General features: G+C 33.9%; 21 protein-coding genes. 18 read left to right on the top strand and 3 right to left on the bottom strand.

Annotated features, from left to right (window positions below; genetic code table 11):
• Window positions 1-54: 54 nt before the first annotated feature.
• The 7 genes from GWR14_RS13440 (at window position 55) to GWR14_RS13410 (ending at window position 9,078) form a co-directional block, all read left to right on the top strand.
• Complete coding sequence (locus GWR14_RS13440; protein ID WP_163409592.1) at window positions 55-1,755, top strand: sodium/sugar symporter; 1,701 nt, start codon at window positions 55-57, stop codon at window positions 1,753-1,755.
• A 123-nt stretch (window positions 1,756-1,878) separates the two neighbouring features.
• Entirely contained in the window at window positions 1,879-3,045 is a 1,167-nt protein-coding gene (locus GWR14_RS13435) for a peptidoglycan-binding protein LysM (protein ID WP_163409591.1), read from the top strand.
• 12 nt (window positions 3,046-3,057) lie between these two features.
• Window positions 3,058-3,558, top strand: a complete 501-nt coding sequence (locus GWR14_RS13430; RefSeq protein ID WP_163409590.1) for a DUF4280 domain-containing protein — start codon at window positions 3,058-3,060, stop codon at window positions 3,556-3,558.
• Window positions 3,559-3,568: 10 nt separating this feature from the next.
• Window positions 3,569-6,328, top strand: coding sequence for an OmpA family protein (locus GWR14_RS13425; protein ID WP_163409589.1), 2,760 nt, complete (start codon window positions 3,569-3,571; stop codon window positions 6,326-6,328).
• Window positions 6,329-6,335: 7 nt separating this feature from the next.
• Entirely contained in the window at window positions 6,336-6,995 is a 660-nt protein-coding gene (locus tag GWR14_RS13420) for a hypothetical protein (RefSeq protein WP_163409588.1), read from the top strand.
• A 4-nt stretch (window positions 6,996-6,999) separates the two neighbouring features.
• Entirely contained in the window at window positions 7,000-7,770 is a 771-nt protein-coding gene (locus GWR14_RS13415) for a hypothetical protein (RefSeq protein WP_163409587.1), read from the top strand.
• Window positions 7,771-7,836: 66 nt separating this feature from the next.
• Window positions 7,837-9,078: an outer membrane protein assembly factor BamB family protein gene (locus tag GWR14_RS13410; protein ID WP_163409586.1), complete on the top strand. Its 1,242-nt coding sequence runs from the start codon at window positions 7,837-7,839 to the stop codon at window positions 9,076-9,078.
• A 108-nt stretch (window positions 9,079-9,186) separates the two neighbouring features.
• On the opposite strand, the gene GWR14_RS13405 is transcribed toward GWR14_RS13410, so the two are convergent.
• Window positions 9,187-9,627, bottom strand: a complete 441-nt coding sequence (locus tag GWR14_RS13405; RefSeq protein ID WP_163409585.1) for a LexA family protein — start codon at window positions 9,625-9,627, stop codon at window positions 9,187-9,189.
• A complete protein-coding gene (locus GWR14_RS13400; protein ID WP_163409584.1) occupies window positions 9,618-10,892 on the bottom strand; it encodes a Y-family DNA polymerase in 1,275 nt (424 codons plus the stop codon). The genes GWR14_RS13405 and GWR14_RS13400 overlap by 10 nt, the downstream gene beginning before the upstream one ends.
• Before the next feature lie 219 nt (window positions 10,893-11,111).
• On the opposite strand from GWR14_RS13400, the gene GWR14_RS13395 reads away from it, so the two are divergent.
• Window positions 11,112-11,717, top strand: coding sequence for a hypothetical protein (locus tag GWR14_RS13395; protein WP_163409583.1), 606 nt, complete (start codon window positions 11,112-11,114; stop codon window positions 11,715-11,717).
• Between the two features lie 18 nt (window positions 11,718-11,735).
• Here GWR14_RS13395 and GWR14_RS13390 read toward each other — a convergent pair whose 3' ends face one another.
• Window positions 11,736-12,986 (bottom strand): NAD(P)/FAD-dependent oxidoreductase, encoded by a 1,251-nt coding sequence (locus GWR14_RS13390; protein WP_163409582.1) that lies wholly within the window; start codon window positions 12,984-12,986, stop codon window positions 11,736-11,738.
• A gap of 102 nt (window positions 12,987-13,088) precedes the next feature.
• Here GWR14_RS13390 and GWR14_RS13385 point away from each other — a divergent pair, with 102 nt between their 5' ends.
• The 10 genes from GWR14_RS13385 (at window position 13,089) to GWR14_RS13340 (ending at window position 22,210) form a co-directional block, all read left to right on the top strand.
• Window positions 13,089-14,609, top strand: coding sequence for an HAL/PAL/TAL family ammonia-lyase (locus tag GWR14_RS13385; protein ID WP_163409581.1), 1,521 nt, complete (start codon window positions 13,089-13,091; stop codon window positions 14,607-14,609).
• Window positions 14,610-14,697: 88 nt separating this feature from the next.
• Window positions 14,698-15,894, top strand: a complete 1,197-nt coding sequence (locus tag GWR14_RS13380) for a WG repeat-containing protein (protein ID WP_163409580.1) — start codon at window positions 14,698-14,700, stop codon at window positions 15,892-15,894.
• A 35-nt stretch (window positions 15,895-15,929) separates the two neighbouring features.
• Window positions 15,930-16,661: a 3-oxoacyl-ACP reductase FabG gene (fabG, locus tag GWR14_RS13375; protein ID WP_163409579.1), complete on the top strand. Its 732-nt coding sequence runs from the start codon at window positions 15,930-15,932 to the stop codon at window positions 16,659-16,661.
• Between the two features lie 180 nt (window positions 16,662-16,841).
• Window positions 16,842-18,071 carry a beta-ketoacyl-[acyl-carrier-protein] synthase family protein gene (locus GWR14_RS13370; protein WP_163409578.1) on the top strand — a complete coding sequence of 410 codons (1,230 nt, stop codon included), beginning with the start codon at window positions 16,842-16,844 and terminating at the stop codon, window positions 18,069-18,071.
• Window positions 18,068-18,322, top strand: a complete 255-nt coding sequence (locus tag GWR14_RS13365) for an acyl carrier protein (protein ID WP_163409577.1) — start codon at window positions 18,068-18,070, stop codon at window positions 18,320-18,322. Before GWR14_RS13370 ends, GWR14_RS13365 begins: the two co-directional genes overlap by 4 nt.
• Window positions 18,322-19,203 (top strand): LpxL/LpxP family acyltransferase, encoded by an 882-nt coding sequence (locus GWR14_RS13360; protein WP_163409576.1) that lies wholly within the window; start codon window positions 18,322-18,324, stop codon window positions 19,201-19,203. Before GWR14_RS13365 ends, GWR14_RS13360 begins: the two co-directional genes overlap by 1 nt.
• A gap of 52 nt (window positions 19,204-19,255) precedes the next feature.
• Window positions 19,256-20,158, top strand: coding sequence for an NADPH-dependent FMN reductase family protein (locus tag GWR14_RS13355; protein ID WP_163409575.1), 903 nt, complete (start codon window positions 19,256-19,258; stop codon window positions 20,156-20,158).
• A 17-nt stretch (window positions 20,159-20,175) separates the two neighbouring features.
• Window positions 20,176-21,309: a beta-ketoacyl-ACP synthase III gene (locus GWR14_RS13350; RefSeq protein WP_163409574.1), complete on the top strand. Its 1,134-nt coding sequence runs from the start codon at window positions 20,176-20,178 to the stop codon at window positions 21,307-21,309.
• Entirely contained in the window at window positions 21,309-21,740 is a 432-nt protein-coding gene (locus GWR14_RS13345; protein WP_163409573.1) for a hypothetical protein, read from the top strand. The genes GWR14_RS13350 and GWR14_RS13345 overlap by 1 nt, the downstream gene beginning before the upstream one ends.
• Before the next feature lie 5 nt (window positions 21,741-21,745).
• Window positions 21,746-22,210 carry an ABC transporter permease gene (locus GWR14_RS13340; protein WP_163409572.1) on the top strand — a complete coding sequence of 155 codons (465 nt, stop codon included), beginning with the start codon at window positions 21,746-21,748 and terminating at the stop codon, window positions 22,208-22,210.
• The last annotated feature ends 14 nt before the right edge of the window (window positions 22,211-22,224 follow it).

The following is a 22,224-nucleotide window of genomic DNA, read 5'->3' as shown; positions in this document are numbered from 1 at the left end:
AAATTTAAAACTTTACAAAAATCACTTAATATTAATTTCAAATATTACTAACAAATGAGCCAAAACCTTGCTTTTGCAGATTATGCAGTATTTATTATTTATTTTCTCGTTGTGTCCATTTACGGATACATCATCTATCGCAAACGCGAAAAAAACGAACACGATGCTAAGGCTTATTTCCTTGCAGAAGGAACACTTACATGGTGGGCGATTGGAGCTTCATTAATTGCTTCAAACATTTCAGCAGAACAATTTATCGGAATGAGTGGTGAGGGCTTCTTCCTGGGGATTGCAGTTGCTGCTTACGAGTGGATTGCCGCTATTGCATTGATTATTATTGCAATTTGGTTTATTCCTGTTTATTTGAAAAACAAGATTTATACCATGCCCCAGTTTTTGAAAACAAGATATAACGAATCAACGGCTTTGATAATGGCGGTTTTCTGGTTGTTTTTATATGTATTTGTAAATCTTACTTCTATCTTATACTTAGGAGCGGTTGCTATTGATGGTTTAGCAGGTGGTGGATATCTGCATGTTATTATGGTCGGTCTGGCTGTTTTTGCTTTAATTATCTCTTTGGGAGGTATGAAAGTGGTGGCGTATACCGATGTTATTCAGGTAGCAGTTTTAATTATTGGAGGTTTGGTTACTTCATATATCGCTTTGACTGTTGTAGCAGAACATTTTGGTTTTGGAAAAGATGTTCTTGCAGGTTTCAATCTATTGATGGAAAAAGCACCAGAGCACTTCAAAATGATAATTGACAGACCGGCAGCGAATTCTTCTCAATTGGAAATTGACAAATATTTAACTTTTCCTGGATTAATGTCGTATTTAGCAGGTATCTGGATCATCAACCTTAACTATTGGGGATGTAACCAGTATATTACTCAAAGAGCATTGGGTGCTGATTTACAAACTGCACGTACAGGTATTTTATTCGCAGGTTTCTTGAAATTATTAATGCCTCTTATCGTAATGCTACCAGGTATTGCTGCTTACGTTTTATACCAAAATGATGCCTTACCACAATTGGTTGGAGGAAAAGACGGAGCTTATTCTGCCATGTTAACATTCCTTCCTACAGGTCTTAAAGGATTATCTGTTGCAGCTTTAACAGCAGCTATCGTAGCTTCATTAGCCGGTAAAGTAAACAGTATCTCTACAATTTACACCTTAGACGTTCACAAAAAATACATTCAGAAAAATGCAAGTGACAGACATCAGGTAAACATCGGAAGATATGCGGTTTTCGCATCGATGCTTCTGGCTGTTTTATTTACATGGAATGATGTTCTTGGAATTGGTGGCGAAGGAGGGTTTACCTTTATCCAAAAATACACCGGATTTATTAGTCCAGGAGTATTCGCGATGTTTATTCTTGGTATGTTCTGGAAAAGAACTACAGGAGCTGCAGCTATTGTAGGTGTAATTTTAGGATTCGTGTTATCAGTATTATTCAACGAATATGCTCCTGCATTGTTTGGAAACGAAACTTTATTATATACTGCATGGCCAACCGGAAAAGTTATAGATGGTGTTCCTGTATACGAAATTCCATTCCATATCTGTATGGGATTATCATTCTTGTTCACAACGCTTGTAATGGTAGCAATGAGTTTTGCAGGACCAAAAGTTAACCCTAAAGCTTTTGAAACAGAGCCTGGAATGTTCTCTGTAAAACCACAGACAATGGTTTTAATCGTAATAACGATATTAGTTATTTTAGCTTTATATGCTAAATTCTGGTAAAAACATATTTTTTCCATAAAATTCAAATTAAAGACTGCTTTAAAAAGGCAGTCTTTTTTTTACATCATACAAATAATTTGAAAGAAAAAACATATATTTGATCGCCCAAATGTCAAAAAATATATGTCTTATATTCCCGAGCCTTCTTATAAGGATTATTTAACCTATACCATTAAAAAAGGCGATACATTAGTGAGTGTCGCTTATAACTTAGGTATTGATACTTATGCCCTTAGAGCTTACCATAACAAATTTTGTCCTTTACAGGATTTGATAGAAGCTGATTTTCCATCCTGGCTTGAATACCTCATTTTACCGCCTCCCGAAATAGAACTTTCTGATGAGGAAAAAGAAAAAAACCGTAAAAAAGTAGTTTTTAATGACACTCCTTTCAAAATCTCTTTGAATAATGCACAAGTCAGCAACTCATATGGTGTACTGTATACCATAGAAAACGGATCAGAAACGCATACCATAAAACAGGAAATTAATGTGGAATGGAAAGCAAAAAACGAAAACGGCTATTATTTTTTTGAAGTTAACCGTATTGGAAATATTTATATCAATGATACCGCCGTCAGCACTATGGCCGAAGAAATTGCCGAAAAGGCTTCTGCTGCCCTATACCCTTTATTGGTTGTAGTTGATCAAAACGGAAAATGGGTTTACATTAATAACTTTAACCAAATTGAAGAACGCTGGCAGGAAACCAAAAAACAAATCCTCAAATATTATGAAGGAGATCATGTCGAAAAATACCTGTCTATTTACGACAGAAATTTAGAAGACAGCGATACCTTATATCTCTCCCTTTCAAAAGACTGGTTTCTCAATGCATTTTTTAACGGAATCCATACGCAATATCCGCCTTCATTATCGATTCAGAAAGAAATTGATTTCCCTCTTATTGCCAAAACTGAAAATATAAAATATCTGGTCGATCAAAAAATTGACGATCGTCTGGATATTGACAACTTTTTAGTGCTGGACATAAACGGAAAACTCTGTGATGACCGCACCAAAACTGACTTTGAAAACGACCTGCAAATACCCGTAAAAGAATATTCTGAGCAAAAAGCTGTTGGCAGCTACAGGGCAAAATATTTTTTAAACCCAGAAGATTATATTCCCGAGAGCATTTTTATATCCTGCAATTTAGAACTCGATGTCCCGCAGCAATACTCGGTTTCGATCTCTAACTTAAATCAGCGCAAAGAAATCAGCGCAACGCCGAAACAGGAATTATTTATTGAAGAAACCCAGCCTCAAAAAAAGTGGTGGCAATTTTAAACAACCTAAATTATGAGCGAAAAACATTTTGTAGTCCAGGGGGCTACCTGCAAATGCAAGTTTAGTGAAGACCCTTCAAAAACGGATAAAATTAAGGTCAAATCACACAAAAAACATTTTGGAAATGATAAAGAAGCATCAGAAAAACTAATTGCTACTACTAAAGAAATTGGGCAGACTTTAGAAAAAAACACTTTTGGAAAATGCAAAAAACAACCTGCGGGAAATAGTTTTTTGCCTTGTCAGGCACAAATAACAAAATGGAGCGGTTTTTATGAAAATGTAACCCTTAGCAATCAGGGCAAAATACTTCTCGAAAACAGTAAAGCAACCTGCCCTATGGGTGCTCCGGATTGTATCGAAATTACAGACCACGGACAAACAGCAGAGCCCGGCGAACAAAATTTTAAAAATGCCGAGCCCATGGTACATAATCTTGTAAACCCAATGGTGGATGTTAGGGATATGTATACAAAGGAAGCAAAACATGAAGGTCTAATTTTTAACAATTAATTTTTACTAAATGGCAAAAGGTGTTAAAAGAATAAAATGGACAGGAAAAGGAAAAGTAATAAGCGCACAATCTGTTCCTAATAAAAAAGTAGCTGTTCATCCTGATGGAGTTGTGAGCTTTGAAGTCGATTTATGGTACGATGGTACCACGAAAGAAGAGAAAAAAAAGAGCATGACATGGATACTTCAGGATCGAAAAAAACAAATAATTGTGAGGCAGTTAACGTTAGCAGCCGATAACCCTTTTGAGGTAAACATTCCAAAACATTTATGTGGGCCTTTTGAATATTATCTGGAAGCTAGTCTTTCCGGGAAAAGAGATTTTCAAAATGTAACCGGCTTACTTATATTTGGTTCTACGCCTGCTAAATTAATAAGCAGTAAATGGTCTCAGACACAAGATGGTGAAGATGTTCGTAAAAAATATTTTTTCTCATACGGAGAAAGTGTATTTCTGAAATTAAATACAGAAGGACTCAATGGGCATAAAAATATAAAAATTGAAATTTTCAGGCATCTTGATTTCAAGACTGACCCTGTAATTCGTACAATCCATGGGGTAGAAGTCATTGATGGTGAAATAAATCTGGAAATTAAAAATACCTATTCATGGAGTACAACAATAAAAGGAATAAAAGAAACAGAACAATTTTATGTAAAAATTTATGACCCTGTTGCAAAGGTTTATATTACCGATGAAAAAAACCTTAAGGATCATGCTACATTTTTAAGAATCAAGAAACAAACTGTTTCTCATGAAGTAAAACCTCCTGCAAATTTATCTCCTTTAAAAAACGGTGAGCCGGAAACAAATAAAGTACGACATGAATTGTGCAAGTTTGAAACCATTAGTTTAACTGAGCCTACTAAAACAACACTGCTTTTTAATAATGGTCAAAATCTAGGCATAGTATCCAGCCCAAAAACACCAATTAATAAAACTATTTTATTTGATTTTGAAAAATATGAAATAACACCTGATGCCAAAACTACCCTCAATAATGTTTTACAATATTTATTGGGATCAGAGCACTCGACAATCAAAATTGATGGCCATGCCTGCGTAATTGGTAAAGAAGAGTACAACCAAAAATTATCACAACAGCGAAGTGATGCCGTAAAAAAGATTTTTGTTGATGGCGGTTTAGATTCCCGCAGAATAATATCTACAGGTCGTGGTGAAGTAAATCCAACAGATGACAAACAAGGGCGTGATAATATAAAACATAAAAGCGAAAAAGAATATATTGAAAATCGTCGCGTGGATATTTCGTTTGACTCTATTGGGCACGATGCTCAAACCATAGTTTATGAAACTATTGCTCCAAGTCATATTCAAGATATTACGATAGATATTACAGAATATCAAAATAAGGCATGTCTTAAAAATGTACACAAGAAAAATATTATAATAAAATCAACTGAGTATAGTACCCCAATAAATAAAGTTACCAATAAATTGAATTTTCCTGTTCAATCAGATTTGTCGTGGCTGAACCCTGCTCCGTTACAATACATTTGGCCAAAGTACAATTTGACTAACATTGCAAGTGTTGAAAAAAGTATGGATTCCGCAAATAATTATTCTATACATGTTCATTCCTGTCGCTATTTTTCAAATGATGCCAATACCACAATACTATTAAAAGCATATCCGGATATAAAATGGGCTTTTGAATTTTTCTTAAATTTAACTAATGATTTAAGTGTAAAATGGCAGAACAAAAATGAATTTGATGTTAAGGAATTACAAAAGAAATCAGGTAAAATTGGTGCTGAAAGAAGATGGAAACAAAAAGATGCTTCTTTTGGATTTAGTTTAAAAGCAAAATGGGATAACGACAAACAAACTAAAGAATTAAAACAAAAATACGACACTAAATTCAAAAAATTTTACGATCTCTTTGCCTCTATTGGAGCATTTGCAGATGGTGTAACAAATAAAACAAAAGGAACAATAAGCGATAAAGTATCAAAGAGTATTCCCGCAAGTTTTATTGTAAAACCACCCAATTTATCGTTTACAGGAAACTGGTTTTTAAGCCATCCTAAAGATAACAAGAAAATAATAGGAACAGATGTAGCAATAGGACTACACGCAAAACCTCTTATTGGGTTGGAAGTTACAATTGATTTATTGGGAGCAATTGTTTTTATCGGAGGAGAGATTTTTGGTTTAGGACCTGGGGTTCTTAAATTATATAATGCAATTCAAGGTAAACTAAAAGAAGGAATAAAAGTAGGTAATGAAAAAAACGGATTAAGTGCTAGTGTCGATATTTATATGGATTTAATAATCACTAATACCATTACTATTGATGCTGATTTTAAATTTCATACTGCAGGAAAAGCCAAAGATTCAAAATTTGAATTAAAGGCAGAAAATAAATTAAAGGTAGAATTAAAAGTAGGTGTAAAAATAAAAGGAGAAGCAGCTGTTGTAATCATTAAAGTTAAAGCCTACTTTGAGGCTTCTGCAAGTGCGGAAGCATCTGTAACTTTTGGACACGGAATAACTTATGATGATAAAGGACTTTATTATAGACCTAAATTAGGCTTTGACGGAATGGATGCAAAATATATTGTTAAAATAAGTGTCGCACTTGCAATGAAAATCGTCAAAGACAAAAAGTCTGTTGAAGAAACTAAAGAAGGTGAATATACCATCGCAGATGGAACCATCAAAGATGTTATTCCTCCGTTTGATGTCATAAAAGAATTAGAAGAATTATTTAATATAAGTGCCAATATTCCATTAATTAAAAATTAAAACAACAATGAAAAATTTTATATTATTACTTACAACTATTATAATGATAACATCCTGCAACTCTCAAACGGATCTAGAAACATTAAAATTCGGTTCTGATATTTCATCAATAATTAAAGATACAACAAGATTTGAAAAAGATGAAAACATCAGATATAGTTTTGTTGCTTATGTAACTAAAGATATTGATGATTTTAAATATGGCAATGTAAATATCTCAAAATTAGCAATTGAAGATAATGCAAAAAATAGCTTAATCAAATACACTAGCAATTTGTCCCTTTATGTTGATAATTTTAAAAACAATAAATTATCTGGCTTAATCATTAAAATTGAAAATGAAAATGAGGGGGAAAATTTATTAAAATATATAAAAACTAAATTAGGGAAACCTTTATTAGAAAACATATATGATAAAGACAATCATATTCAATCCCAATATTTGTGGGATGACAAAAAAGGGAATCAATTAGTTTACATAACGCAAAATACTGAATATTACAATAATGATAAAAATAGATTCATTTCGACAGAAGTAACTATTCTAAAAAAAGGAATTAAACTAAATCCTGATCAGGGCAATAATCCTGAAACAATAAAAAAAATATTAGAAGAGAATCCTAATGCTTTTGATGTATTAGAGATATTAAAAAGTCGTTTTAATTAAAAATATGAAACAGATATATTACGAATTAGATTGCAGTGCCTTGATGTGTTATTTTGAAGTGCTAATAAATGATGTTTGTGTTTTTTCTTTAAATGTAGACGGACAAGCATCAATGGATATTCCTATAAATAGTGGAATTTTAGAAAAAGGCCAACAAAATATAGAAATTAGAGTCTTGCCTCTATCAGGAGGCAAAGAACTTCATAAAGAAGCTTATGTAAGATATAAAGTTATAGAATATGATGTAAGTTCTGGAGATTTTCAATTTGTTCAGCAATTTGAAAATTTCCAAACTGCTCCTGTTGAAAAGATTCCTTTACTTATACATAAAAGTGTTTTTATGGCTAATGTATCCTATAAATTAGATGCATGGCAAAATGGAGTGGACTTAAAAGACGTGAACTTCGATTTAAAAAAAGCTTTAATCCAAGAATGCGAAAAAATAATTAATGCGTTGAATAACAAAGATTATAAGTTATTTACAGAAAAATTAGCGAAGAAAGAAAAAAATGCAGCTATCGCAATGTATCTAAATTCAGAGGAATCCAAAAATAGAATTTCAAAAATATTAGGTGAGTTGGAAGATGGCTTTAAAGCAATGCCAATCGAAGATAATGTTTATATTGAATATTCAGCATATAACAGATTAGCAACTTTGAAAAGGTTAAATAGAATGCCTGCTTTGTATTTGGAAAATTCAAAAACAGAAGAAGAAATTGTTTTAGATATAAGATTTTGCGGTATAAAAGAGAATACTCGTTTTGAGATTTTTTGACACAACTTTTTCATGACACATAATCAGAAAAAATAAATTTACAACCACCCCCATTATCAAATTGACATGAACAGATTACTACTAAAAATAACAATTATAACTCTTTCTGTGTTTTTATTTTCTTGTGCACAGAAAGACGTTTCAAAAAACACTACATTATTTCTCACAACCAATAACGGAAACCTATACAGCATAGATTTAGCAACCGGAAAATGCAATTGGCAAAACATAAAAAATATAGAAGACACCCGAAGTGACTCCTATTTTAAAATTGAAGACAATACAATAATAAAATCGTATGAAAACGGCCAAATAATTGTTTTTGATAGACAGACAGGCAAGGTTATAAAAAAATATCAAGAGAAAGAGTCTATACCTGAGAGTCCATCACTTTTTATGTTTTCGCAATACCCGCTTGTGTATGAGGGTGATTTTATTTTTTCTAATTTGAATGGAAAAGTAAAATCTATTAATTCAAAAACAATGCAGCCAAATTGGGTATATGACGTAAAAAATAAAGTGTTTGTATCGCCAACTATTATTGAGGATAAAGTTATTGTAAACGCCGGCTATAATCTCTGTGCTGTAAATGCAAAAAATGGACAATTTATTACCAACCTAAAGTTTGTTAATCCGTTACCGCATGAGCCAGTGGTAAGTGATGGAGAAATTTTTGTTGTCGATGAAAACGGAAATGCCTTTTGTCTTGATCAGGAATTAAACACGAAATGGCAATTTGAAGTAAATAATTATATAAGCGACACACAATACGACGAGAACACTAATGCTAATGTGACTACAGATACTAATATCAACACATTAACCAATCTTACTGCGGGAGAAAAACTAATTGTATTGGGGGATGCGGAACATATTATTGGTATTGATAAAAAAACAGGAAAAATGAAATGGTTAACAACTATACCTGTTATCAATTGGCAGTCCCCAACGGATGTCGCTCTGGTTAATAAGAATATAAGAGAAGATCAGGATCTTCATGATATAATGAATGACAAAGTTGGAGTACTGAAATCATTAGAAATAATAGATGAAGAAGTTATTGCAAATACTTCCTCGTGCATAGCGGTGTATAATGCAAAAAATGGCGACCTAAAAAGAAAAAAGTTTCTTTTTAACAACGAAATCATAGGCGGAATAAAAGCTACAAAAGATTTTTATTATTATTTACGTCAGGACGGTATTTTATACAAAATCGACAAAACTCTAAAAACAGAAACTATTGTTTATAAAGGAATAAACTACAAACCCGAGGATGAATATACAAGCCCATATATGCTGATTGAATAAATATTTTCTCATTTTATCTACCATTAAAAAATAGCTAATAAACAGACTAAGTTCTGGTAAAATACATTTTTCAAATTATAAAAAGTCTGAAGCTGAATTCGTTTGGTTTCAGACTTTTTTAATCACATAAGTAACCATCCCCCAAATAATCAGTTGGTTTTCTTCAGTAACTTTTATGGGGCTGTAATCCGGATTTTCGGGCATGAGGTACAAACAGTCTTTTTCGACCTGAATGCGTTTTACGGTGAACTCGCCATCAATAAAACAAATCGCAATTTTATTGTTTTGCGGTTCAAGACTTCGGTCAACTACTAAAACATCTTTGTCGTTAATACCCGCATCAATCATCGAATTGCCTTTGACCCTGATGTAAAAAGTAGCCAGCGGATTTTCACTTAATTCTTTGTTCAGGTCAATACTGGTTTCCATAAAATCTGCTGCCGGCGACGGAAAACCGGCCGAAACACCTTCTTTTATATAAGGAATCCTGATTTCACTTTCGAAATCAGGCTGAAAAAAGGTCAGTTTTTGTTCTTTTTTTAGAGACATTTTACTTCCAATAGTTTATTAAAATCAGTAGTATATTTAGGGGATAAATGATCTTGTTTCATATTCCATGTCCGCTCAAGATCCTGCGTCGCCAGTTTTACTTTCCGATTTCCTATTTTAGTGTTCAGCTGATCCATCACTTTCATTAAAGCCAGATGTTTTGGATTTTCTTCTTCAAACAACTGAAATTGCTTTTTATCCTCATCGATCAATTCTGTCACTATAACACCCGCTTTTTTAAACCGGATGCCTTCATTTTCTTTGTGCAATTTCTTCAGCATTTCGATAGCCACATTCGAAATGGTCAAAGTCGAATTGCTCGCATATGGCAGCGTTACAGCTCTATTAAAATAATATTGGGATGATTTTATCGAATGTTTATCAACCACCAGCATGACGATAATCGTATGACAGCAGGAATTTTGTTTACGCAGTTTTTCGGCACAGACAGAGGCAAAAGTAACGATACGCTCACGCAGTAAATCAAAATCAGAAATCTGTTTAGGAAAACTTCTGGTCGTTGCTATACTCTTTTTTTGTTCTGGTAAAGGTTCTAAATCCAGAACTGATTTGCCTTCCAGTTCACATTTCAGACGAAGACCAATTACACCCATTTCTTTCTTAATCCACGCTTCATGGATAGGATTAATAAAATCAAGAGCCGTATGAATATTTCGCAGTTTTGCTTTCTTTTTTGTACGGTAACCAATGCCCCAAACGTCTTCAATCTTCGTCCATTTTAAAGCTTTGATTCGTTTTTCATCAGTATCAATTACGTAAACACCTTGGGTCCTGTCGTGAAATTCTTTGGCAATTTTATTAGCCAGTTTTGACAATGCCTTAGTTTCGGCAAAACCAATACAAACCGGAAGTCCCAGCCATTTTTGCACCCGGGATTTTATTTGCAGGCCGTAATCCTGATAATCCAAAATATTCAGGCCATCAAAATTCAGAAAAGCTTCATCTATACTATAAATCTCTACATTTGGGGTAAACTGCTCTAAAATTTTCATTACACGATTACTCAAATCCCCATACAAAGGATAATTGGACGAAAACAATTTGATATTTTTTTCTTTTACCAATTCCCTGATCTTGAATGCCGGAGCGCCCATAGGAACTCCAACTGCTTTAGCCTCATTGCTTCTTGAAATCACACAGCCATCATTATTGGATAATATCGCAACAGGTTTTCCGTTGAATTCCGGCTGAAAAACACGTTCGCACGAAGCATAAAAATTATTACAATCGACTAAAGCATACATCCTGCAAAATTACGCAATAGTGATTTATGTATTTAGAAGAAGGAAAGTTAATTTTTATACTTTCCCTTCTAAATTCCCTAAAAACAAGGAATGTAAAACTCAACTTTATAAGTAGAAATTGACAATAAATCCTGTTAAAAAAAATTGACACAAATCTCCAAAAAACTGGTTGTTTCTTAAAAAAATATTTACATTTGAAATCTAAACTAATCCTTAATTATGAAAAAAATAGTATTCGCATTGTTATTCGTTTCAGGATTTACATTTGCTCAGGACATGAAAGTCGTAAATGGAAATTTTGATTTTTTAAAAAACCAAAAAGAAGTTAACGTAGAATTTGATTATAGTAGTTTTACTATGATGAAAGAAAACAAACCCGAAGCTCAGTATGTTGAAGAACACAAAGCCGATTTAGACAAAAAGGCAAAAGGAAACGGAAACCTCTGGGAGAAAAAATGGATTGCAGCAAAGGAGCAAATATGGACTCCTAAGTTTTTAGAAATTGCTAATATCGTATTAACTAAAGAAAAAAAAGATTTGAATTTTCAGGAAGGATTAAGCACTCCTTATACCTTAATAGTAAAAACAGTATGGGTTTTTCCTGGATGGGATGCCGGAATCATGAAACAGCCAGCAAAAGTTACGACAAATTTAAAATTTGTTGAAACAGCAAATAAATCAAATGTTTTGTTGGAAATTACAAGTGAAGAAGCTCCTGGAGATCAATGGGGGAACAATTTCAGCAATGAATCCCGAATTGGAGAAGGTTACGCTAAAACTGCAAAATCATTATCAAAACTTATAGCTAAAAAAGCTTATAAATAAAATCAAAAAAAGCCCTGATTATTCAGGGCTTTGTTCTTTTTGCATATTTAATAAATAGGCCATATTTTTAATCACATGATCATGTTTCTTCACAAACGGATTTTCTTCATTCCAGACATATCCTGCCAATACTGAACATATTTTTTCTTTTACTTCAGGATTTTCAGGCTGATGGAAAAACAGTGTCTGCAAATTTCCGGTGTACCATTCCTGTACATAAGTCGTAAAAACAGCAATACCGCGTTTCATATATTGTGTAAATTCAACTTCCCAGTCAACAGAAATTCCCTGTGATTCTTTTAAGTATAATTTCGCTGCCAACATTCCGGATTCTGTTGCAAAAGCAACTCCCGATGAAAATACCGGATCCAAAAATTCAGAGCTGTTCCCTGTTAAGGCAAAACCATCTCCGTACATTTTTTTTACGGCTCTTGAATAATTTTCCAGTTTTACCGGCTCGAATAAAAATTCAGTCCCTTTGAATCTTTTAATATAATAATCGGATTTCTGAATGGCATTTCGCAAAGCCTCGGCGTTATCTTTATTTTCTGAAAGCGAATTGATAAAATCCGTTGGTCCCACAACTCCTAAACTTGTATTTCCATTCGAAAACGGAATTACCCAAAGCCAGACTTCGGTTTCCAGAATATCAAATGAAATCTGTGTTCCCTCTTCCCCTTCTTCTCTGTTTATATCTTTTACATGTGTAAAAATAGAAGAATGCGGATCCAGTTTCGAAGGTGTATCCAAGTCTAAAAGTCTTGGCAAAACGCGTCCGTATCCGCTGGAATCAATAATAAATTTTGCATGGATTTCTTTTAGATTTCCATCTTTGTCTTTTACGATTGTTTTCGAATTTTTCCCTTCAAAAGATACTTCCAGAACCTCCGTTTCAAATTCCAGATCAATCCCTTTTCGAATCACTTCCTGTGCCATTGTATGATCAAAATCAGCTCTTGGCACCTGCCAGGTCCAGTCCCAGCCTTCTCCAAATTTCTGACTAAAATCAAAAACACAAATTTCTTCACCCCTGATAAAACGGGCTCCAAGCTTTTTTTCAAAATTCATGGCGTCTAAACTTTCAAAAAGTTTAGCTTCCGCAAAATGGTCCATAACCCTTGGTATAAGGCTTTCACCAACAACCAGTCTTGGAAACTTTGTTTTTTCAACCACTTTTATCTTAACACCGTTCATATGAAGATAGGATGCCGAAACACATCCTGATGGTCCCGCACCAATGATTAAAACGTCTACAAACTCCTTTGTCATAATAAGAAATGTTCTGATTTATTAACTTACATTTGCCCTCATCAAAATAACTACATTTATTTTGATAAATAAAATTAAATTAGCGCAATCAAAACGAGTTTAATGAATACAATTAATGAATATTTAAGTTTAGCCGAATTTGAGGCTATTATATTTGGAAACCAGAAAGTTATCATTAGCGATTCGGTACTGGATCGTATCAGTGAAAGCTTCAGCTTCTTAAAAGAATTTTCAGGAAACAAAGTAATATACGGTGTAAATACAGGCTTTGGTCCTATGGCTCAGTATCGAATTAAAGAATCTGACCAGATTCAGCTGCAATATAATTTAATCCGAAGCCATTCATCAGGTACAGGAAAACCTTTAAGTCCGGTTTGTGCAAAAGCAGCAATTTTAGCACGTTTAAACTCATTATCATTAGGAAATTCTGGCGTTCATCCTTCAGTTATCCATTTAATGGCTGAATTAATAAACAGAGATATCACCCCTTTAATCTTCGAACATGGAGGCGTTGGTGCGAGTGGGGATTTAGTTCAGTTATCACATTTAGCTTTAGTTTTAATTGGCGAAGGCGAAGTTTTTTATAAAGGAGAAAGAAGACCAACTCCGGAAGTTTTTGCAATCGAAGGTTTAAAACCAATTCAGGTAGAAATCAGAGAAGGTCTGGCTTTGATCAACGGAACTTCAGTTATGACCGGAATTGGTGTTGTCAATGTTCATCATGCCAATAAATTATTAGACTGGTCATTAAAAGCCTCATGTGCGATAAACGAACTGGTTCAGGCTTATGATGATCATTTTTCTCAGGAATTAAACCAAACCAAACGTCATAAGGGACAACAGGAAATTGCTTTAAAAATGCGTCAAAATCTTTCCGATAGTACTTTAATCCGTAAAAGAGAAGACCATTTGTATTCTGGTGAAAACACCGAAGAAATTTTCAAGGAAAAAGTTCAGGAGTATTATTCACTAAGATGTGTTCCTCAAATTCTTGGACCGGTTTTAGAAACTATTAATAATGTAGCTTCTATTTTAGAAGATGAATTTAACTCGGCAAACGACAATCCGATTATCGACGTAAAAAACCAGCACGTTTACCACGGCGGAAATTTCCACGGAGATTATATTTCGCTTGAAATGGATAAACTGAAAATCGTGATTACCAAATTAACGATGCTGGCAGAACGTCAATTGAATTATTTACTTAATTCAAAAATTAACGAGTTACTACCTCCATTTGTAAACTTAGGAACTTTAGGATTTAATTTCGGAATGCAGGGTGTTCAGTTCGTTGCAACCTCAACCACTGCAGAAAACCAGATGTTATCAAACCCAATGTATGTTCACAGTATCCCGAACAACAACGACAATCAGGATATTGTAAGTATGGGAACAAACTCGGCTGTAATTACCTCAAAAGTGATCGAAAATGCTTTTGAAGTATTGGCAATCGAATTAATTACAATTGTTCAGGCCATTGATTATTTAGAGCAAAAAGATAAAATTTCATCTGTTTCTAAAAAATGGTATGATGATGTTCGAAAAATAATTCCAACATTTAAGGAAGATCAGGTAATGTATCCTTTTGTTCAAAAAGTAAAAGATTATTTGATCAACAGTTAATATTCTATACATAGATACTGTGTATTTAAAGTTTTATGCCCCAACGAGTTTTAACTTTTATATTATTAAACATTGAATTTTAAAAATCATGAAAAAAACATTTCTTTTTTTATTACTGGCAGGTATTCAATTTGTTAATAGTCAGGAATTGGCACTAGTTAAAAAGAATTCAAAAATTGGATATCTCGCTAAAGACGGTTCTTTTAAAATTGAACCTCAGTACAAATCTGCTAAAAGTTTTTCTGAAGGTTTGGCTGCTGTCGAAAAAGATGGAAAATGGGGTTTTATTGATGCAAAAGGAACCTGGGTAATTCCGGCAGATTTCAAAAATGCGAAAGATTTTAACAGCGGAATCGCAATTGTGCAAAAAGACAAGGACTGGGTTTATATTAATACAAAAGGAGAAATCCAGAAAGCACCTGCTTCTGAAAAATTATATGATTTTAATAATGGCGTAGCTTTTATAAAGCAAGGAAATAAAGTTGGATTAATCAACTCTAAAATGACTGTTATTTTAGAACCAAAATACGATCAGATCAAACCTTTTGAAAACGGTTTTGCCAGAGTTGAACTAAACAAAAACTGGGGAATTATAAATACCGAAGGAAAAGAATTAGTAGAACCTGCTTATGCTGAAATTGGAAATTATTTCAAGAACACAACCTGGGCCAGAAAAGACAAAACGTTCGGAATCGTAAGCGGTGGAAAATTTATTCCGGTAGAAGGTGCTGAAAAAATCTGGGATTTTGAAATACAGGATTTGACGTTTGCCAAAAAGAATGGAAAAATCGGTTTTATAGACTTAAAAGGAAATTGGGTAATTCTGCCTATATATGATAAGGCAAAAGCTTTCTCAAAAAATCTGGCACCGGTTTTAGTAGGGTCAAAATGGGGATACATTAATCCAAAAGCAGATTTTGTAATTCCGCCAACTTACAGTGATGCAGAGGTTTTCAGTAAAAATGGACTGGCTCCTGTAAAGGAAAATAATTGGGGATTTATCAATGAAAGTGGAAAATTAGTCATCCCAACGCAATACGGTATTACTTCAAACGGAATGATGGCCATGTTTGTTCAGCAGGACAAAGGATTTATTGATGGCGTAGCAAGAGTAAAAAACGAAGGAAAATGGGGTTTTCTCAAACCGGACGGAACCGTTTTAAGCAATCAATGGTTTGAAAATGCTGAATTATTTTCTAAATCTGCTGAAAGAAACAGTACTACTGAATTCGCTGCTGAAAAACCAAAGACAGAAACAAAACCAGCAGCAAAAAAGAAGAAATAATATTATCTTTCTGATAAAAATAAAATTTTACATAAATGAAATGTGTATTAGTAACAGGCGGATCAAGAGGAATTGGTAGTGCTATTTGTAAAAAATTAGCCGTCGAATCCAGTTATCATATTCTGATTAATTATCATTCGAATAAAACGGCTGCCGAAGAAACATTACAAGAAATACAAAAATTAGGAGCAACCGGAGAAATTCTGAGATTTGATGTTTCCAAATTTGACAAAGTACAGTCTGTTTTAACAAAGTGGCAGGAAGCAAATCCTGAAGCTCTTGTTGAAGCGATTGTAAATAATGCCGGAATTACAAAAGACGGTCTTTTTATGTGGATGACTCCCGAAGACTGGAATGGCGTGGTAAACACAAGTTTAAACGGATTTTTTAACGTAACACAATTTTTCATTCAGAAAATGTTACGCAATAAATATGGCCGAATCGTAAATATGGTCTCCGTTTCAGGAGTAAAAGGAACTGCCGGACAAACCAATTATTCTGCTGCAAAAGGTGCCATCATTGCTGCCACGAAAGCTTTGGCTCAGGAAGTGGCAAAACGCAATATTACTGTTAATGCTGTTGCACCTGGTTTTATTAAAACAGATATGACAAGTCAGTTAGATGAAAAAGAACTATTAAAACTAATTCCCGTAAATCGTTTTGGCGAAGCAGAAGAAGTAGCTGATTTGGTAAGCTTTTTGATTTCAAAAAAATCAAGCTATATTACAGGAGAAATTATCAATATTAACGGCGGAATATATTCTTAAAGAATACTATGTTTGCAAGATTATTTTAAGTTTTTTAAACTTAAAATAATCTTGCAAAGGCGCAGAGTCGCAAAGCTTTTATTAAATTAAAACTTAAAAAAGAAGAAACTTTGCGACTCTGCGTCTTTGCGAGATTAAAAAAAATTACACTTTAAGGATAAAAATTACTTTAAAAAGAAGATGAACAGGAGAGTTGTAATTACTGGAATGGGAATTTATTCCTGCATTGGTACTTCATTAGAAGAGGTAAAAGAATCATTATACAAAGGAAAATCTGGTATTCAGTTTGATCCGGAACGAAAAGAATTTGGTTTCCAGTCGGCATTGACTGGCATGGTTCCAAAAACGGACCTGAAAAATTTACTGAACCGAAGACAGCGCATGAGCATTGGTGAAGAAACCGAATATGCTTATATGGCTACTATCGAAGCATTAAAAAATGCCAATATTGACGATGCTTTTTTTGAAAATCGAGAAGTTGGAATCATGTACGGAAACGACAGCGTTTCCAAAGCCATTATCGATGCTACAGATATTGTACGCGAGAAAAAAGATACGGCACTAATTGGTTCCGGGGCAATTTTCAAATCGATGAATTCTACGGTTACCATGAACCTTTCAACGATTTTTAAACTTCGTGGCATTAATTTAACTGTAAGTGCAGCCTGTGCGAGCGGTTCACATTCTATTGGATTAGCTTATTTTTTAATCAAAAGCGGTTTTCAGGACATCATTATTACCGGAGGTGCACAGGAAATTAATAAATATGCCATGAGCAGTTTTGACGGTTTAGGTGTTTTTTCTAACAGAGAAAGCGATCCGGAAAAAGCCTCAAGACCTTTCGACTCAGGTCGTGACGGATTAATTCCAAGTGGCGGCGGTGCAACTTTAATTTTAGAAAGTTACGAATCTGCCATTGCAAGAGGTGCTACCATTATTGCCGAAGTTTCCGGTTACGGATTCTCATCAAACGGAGGTCATATTTCAACTCCAAATGTCGAAGGACCCGCTACTGCAATGAAAAGAGCACTTGAAGAAGCAAACCTGAAAGCATCGGATATTGAGTATATAAATGCACATGCCACATCAACTCCAGTTGGTGATGCAAATGAAGCAAAAGCTATCTACGAAGTTTTTGGTGAGAAAAATCCTCCTGTAAGTTCAACAAAATCAATGACGGGACACGAATGCTGGATGGCCGGAGCCAGCGAAGTAATCTACTCAATTCTAATGATGCAGCACGATTTCATTGCCCCGAACATTAATTTGGAAAATCCGGATGAAGATGCCTTAAAATTAAATTTAGTTAAAAGTACGTTAAACAAAAAATTTGATATATTTTTGTCCAATTCTTTCGGGTTCGGAGGAACCAACTCTGCGTTGGTGGTTAAAAAGTTTAATGAAAAATGAATAAAGAAGAGATTATAGCACGAATTAATGGTTTTTTAGTTGATGAATTTGAAGTTGACAATGACGAAATTGAACCAGATGCTAATTTAAAGGATACACTTGGGCTGGATAGTTTAGATTATGTTGATTTAGTCGTTTCAATCGAATCGAACTTTGGTGTAAAACTGGTTGAAGTGGATTTTGTCGGAATCGCTACTTTTCAAAACTTTTATGACCTTATCGAATCCAAATTAAAAACTAAAGCCGTTTAATGAGTCAATGGGATGGCAAATCAAAAGGAACAGTTTTAGGCTATAGAATATTCGTTTTTTTGATTCGGAAAGCGGGTGTAAAATCTGCTTATTTTTTACTCTATTTTGTCGCTACTTATTACTTTTTGTTTTTAAAGAAAAGCAATCAGGCTATTTTTTATTATTTCAGGGAAAGACTCCGCTATTCGTATTTCCAGTCAAAAAAAATGGTTTTCAAAAGTTACTATACTTTTGGACAAACCATTATTGACAAAGTTTCTATTTCGGCCGGTCTGCGAAATAAATTTACGTATGAATTTGACGGAATCGAAATCCTGAAAAAACTTTTGGCCGAAAAAAAAGGCGGTGTTCTAATAAGTGCGCACGTTGGAAATTTTGAAATCGCAGAACATTTTTTCGGAGACATCGATCTTGATTTCCAAATCAATTTAGTTACTACTGATTTAGAACATTCGGCAATTAAGAATTACCTCGAAAGCGTTACACAGAAATCTGCTGTAAAATTCATCATCATCAAAGAAGATTTATCTCATATTTTTGAGATTAATGCCGCTTTGGCAAATAACGAACTGGTTTGTTTTACCGGTGATCGTTATTTTGAAGGTACCAAATCCCTTTCTGAAAATCTTTTAGGAAAAGAAGCTAATTTTCCTGCAGGTCCGTTTCTAATAGCTTCCCGATTAAAAGTTCCCGTGGTTTTTGTTTATGTAATGAAAGAGCCAAACCTTCATTATCATTTGTACGCGAGAGAAGCCACCGTCAAACATCGTGACGAAAAAGGATTATTAAAAGAATATATAAAAAGTGTGGAAACTATTGTGCAAAAATATCCATTGCAATGGTTCAATTATTTCGATTTTTGGAATGATTTAAAAGCATAAAATCCGTTTAATAAAATTTACTTATTTTTGTTCGCAACCTAAGTAAACCAAAATGAAAAATGTTCTCGTTATTTTTTATTCTCAGTCCGGACAATTAAAATCTATCGCGCAAAATATTGCAAAACCTTTTTTAAATTCTGAAGAAATAAAGGTAACTTTTCACGAAATCCAATTAGAAAAACCTTTTCCTTTTCCATGGAACAAAGCTTCCTTTTTTGATGCTTTCCCGGAATCTTTTCTACAGATTCCAACAGCATTAAAACCGGTTTTGGATGAAATTCTCAATACAAAATTTGATTTAATTTTGTTTCATTATCAGGTGTGGTATTTATCGCCATCCATTCCGATCAATTCTTTTTTAAGAAGTGCCGAAGGAAAAAAAATCCTAAACAATACACCCGTAATTACCATTAACGGTTCGCGAAATATGTGGTTTATGGCTCAGGAAAAAATTAAGGTCCTGCTAAAAGAAGCGAACGCTCATTTGGTTGGAAATATCGCTTTGGTAGATCGTGTCGGAAACTTAATTAGCGTTTTGACTATAGTCGAATGGATGTTTTCAGGCGTAAAAAAGAAATATTTAGGCTTTTTTCCTCTGCCTGGAGTTTCTGAAAAAGACATTGAGGAATCAACGAAATTTGGAGATATTATTCTTTCACAGTTCAGTAAGAACAAATTAAATGATTTACAACCCAAATTAGTAACCGCTGATGCTGTACGGATTAGCCCTTATCTGGTGACCGTTGACAAAACAGCCAATAAGATTTTTAACAAATGGTCGAACTTCATTTATAAGAATCCAAAAAAGAGAAAACAGCTGCTCAAAATATTTTATGTTTATTTATTCTTAGCTATATGGTTAATCTCGCCAATAGTGTATATCTTGCACCTTATTACCTATCCTTTTAAACTAAAAATCATAAAAAAAGAAACTCAACATTATCAGGGAGTTTAGAAGAGGAAAATTATATTATGTTTGACGTATATATTACAAAAGCTGCAAAGTATTTGCCAAATGAAGCCGTTTCGAATGATGAAATGGAGACGTATTTAGGATTGATAAATGATACTGCCTCAAAGGCAAGACGTATTATTTTGCGCAATAATAAAATTACAAGCCGATATTATGCCGTTGACAAAAACGGCAAAAGTACACACACCAATGCTGAACTGGCAAAAAATGCTATTGTACAGCTGTTTGATGAAAACTTTACAAATCAGGATTTAGAAGTATTGTCCTGTGGGACTTCTTCACCGGATATAATTGCGCCTTCACATGCTGCAATGGTTCACGGGTTATTAAAAAACAAATCGGTTGAGTTAAATTCTTCAATGGGAATTTGCTGTTCCGGAATGAATGCCCTGAAATATGGTTTTCTTTCTATAAAAGCCGGAAATTCTAAAAACGCCATTTGTACAGGATCTGAAAAAGTTTCGACCTGGCTTTCTGCCCAAAAGTACAACAACGAAATCATCAACTTAAAAAATCTGGAAGAACAGCCTATTATTGCTTTCAAAAAAGATTTTTTACGCTGGATGTTATCAGACGGAGCGGGTGCTTTTTTATTGGAAAATAAACCAAACGGTGAAATTTCATTAAAAATCGAATGGATGGAAGCTTACTCGTATGCATTCGAATTAGAAGCCTGTATGTATGCCGGTGGTGACAAATTAGAGAACGGTGATATAAAACCGTGGAGCGATTTTACTCAGGAGGAGTGGTTAAACGAATCTGTATTTGCTGTAAAACAAGATGTAAAATTACTGGACGAATTTATTTTACCAAAAGGTGTCGAAAGCATGAGCGATGCTATGGCAAAACACAATATTACGGCCGAAAATGTTGATTACTTTTTACCGCACGTTTCCTCTTACTTCTTTGTTGAAGGACTAAAAAAAGGACTGGACGAAAAAGGTATTGTGCTGACGGAAGAAAAATGGTTCCTGAACCTTCTGAGAGTTGGAAACGTAGGCTCTGCTTCAATTTATATTGCAGTTGAAGAATTAATGAATTCCGGAAAATTAAAAAAAGGTGATAAAATTTTATTGTCGGTTCCGGAAAGCGGAAGGTTTTCATTTGCGTATGCGTATTTAACCGTTTGCTAATGGAAGCTTCAGTACTTTTAGAAAAAGAAGCAGTCGAAAATCTAATCCCACAAAAGTTTCCTTTTGTGATGGTGGATCGTATGTTTTCGTATTCAGAAACGGCATTAGTTTCGGGATTGAAAATTCAGGACAGCAATATTTTTTTGGAAGAAAACATTTTTTTAGAGGCAGGCTTAATTGAACATATGGCGCAGTCTGTTGCCCTGCACACCGGTTATCAGTTTTTTTTGAAAAATGAAACTGCACCAACCGGATATATTGGTTCTATAAAAGATATTCAAATCAAAAAACTACCTCAAATCAACGACACGATTCAGTCGAATGTTACTATTTTACAGGAATTTGCCGGAGTAACTTTAGTAGATATTGTAACTTTTTTAAATGATGAAGAAATTGCAAGCGGACAAATGAAAACCGTTTTAGCCAAATAAAAATTATGGAAACAGGAGTTGACATTCAGAATTACTTACCTCATCGTGCGCCAATGCTGATGGTCGATTTGATTTTGGATATTGACGCCAATTTTGTTGAAACCGAATTTTTAATCAGGGAAGACAATATTTTTGTTCATCATGGCATTTTTACCGAAGCAGGTTTAATTGAAAATACAGCACAGACCTGTTCTTCAATTGTTGGAAAAAAATATTTTTTTGATGAAAACGGAACCGAAAATGAAAACGTAAATGTAATTGGTTTCATAAGCGCCATTAAAAATCTAAAAATTAATGCACTGCCAGGAATCGGAGAAACAATAATTACAAAAGCAACTTTAGTTTCGAAATTTGTCGGTGATGATTATACTTTATGCACTATGAGCTGTCAAAGCTTGCTCGAAGAAAAAATACTCTTAGAATGCGAAATTAATTTGTTTATTCAAAAGACAATTTCGGAAACAACATAATGCTAAATTGAAAA

This window comes from Flavobacterium ajazii (assembly GCF_010614725.1).
GTDB classification, from domain to species: Bacteria; Bacteroidota; Bacteroidia; order Flavobacteriales; family Flavobacteriaceae; genus Flavobacterium; species Flavobacterium ajazii.
The sequence above is the reverse complement of the archived record's forward strand: the minus strand, read 5'-3'. Positions and strand labels throughout refer to the sequence as shown.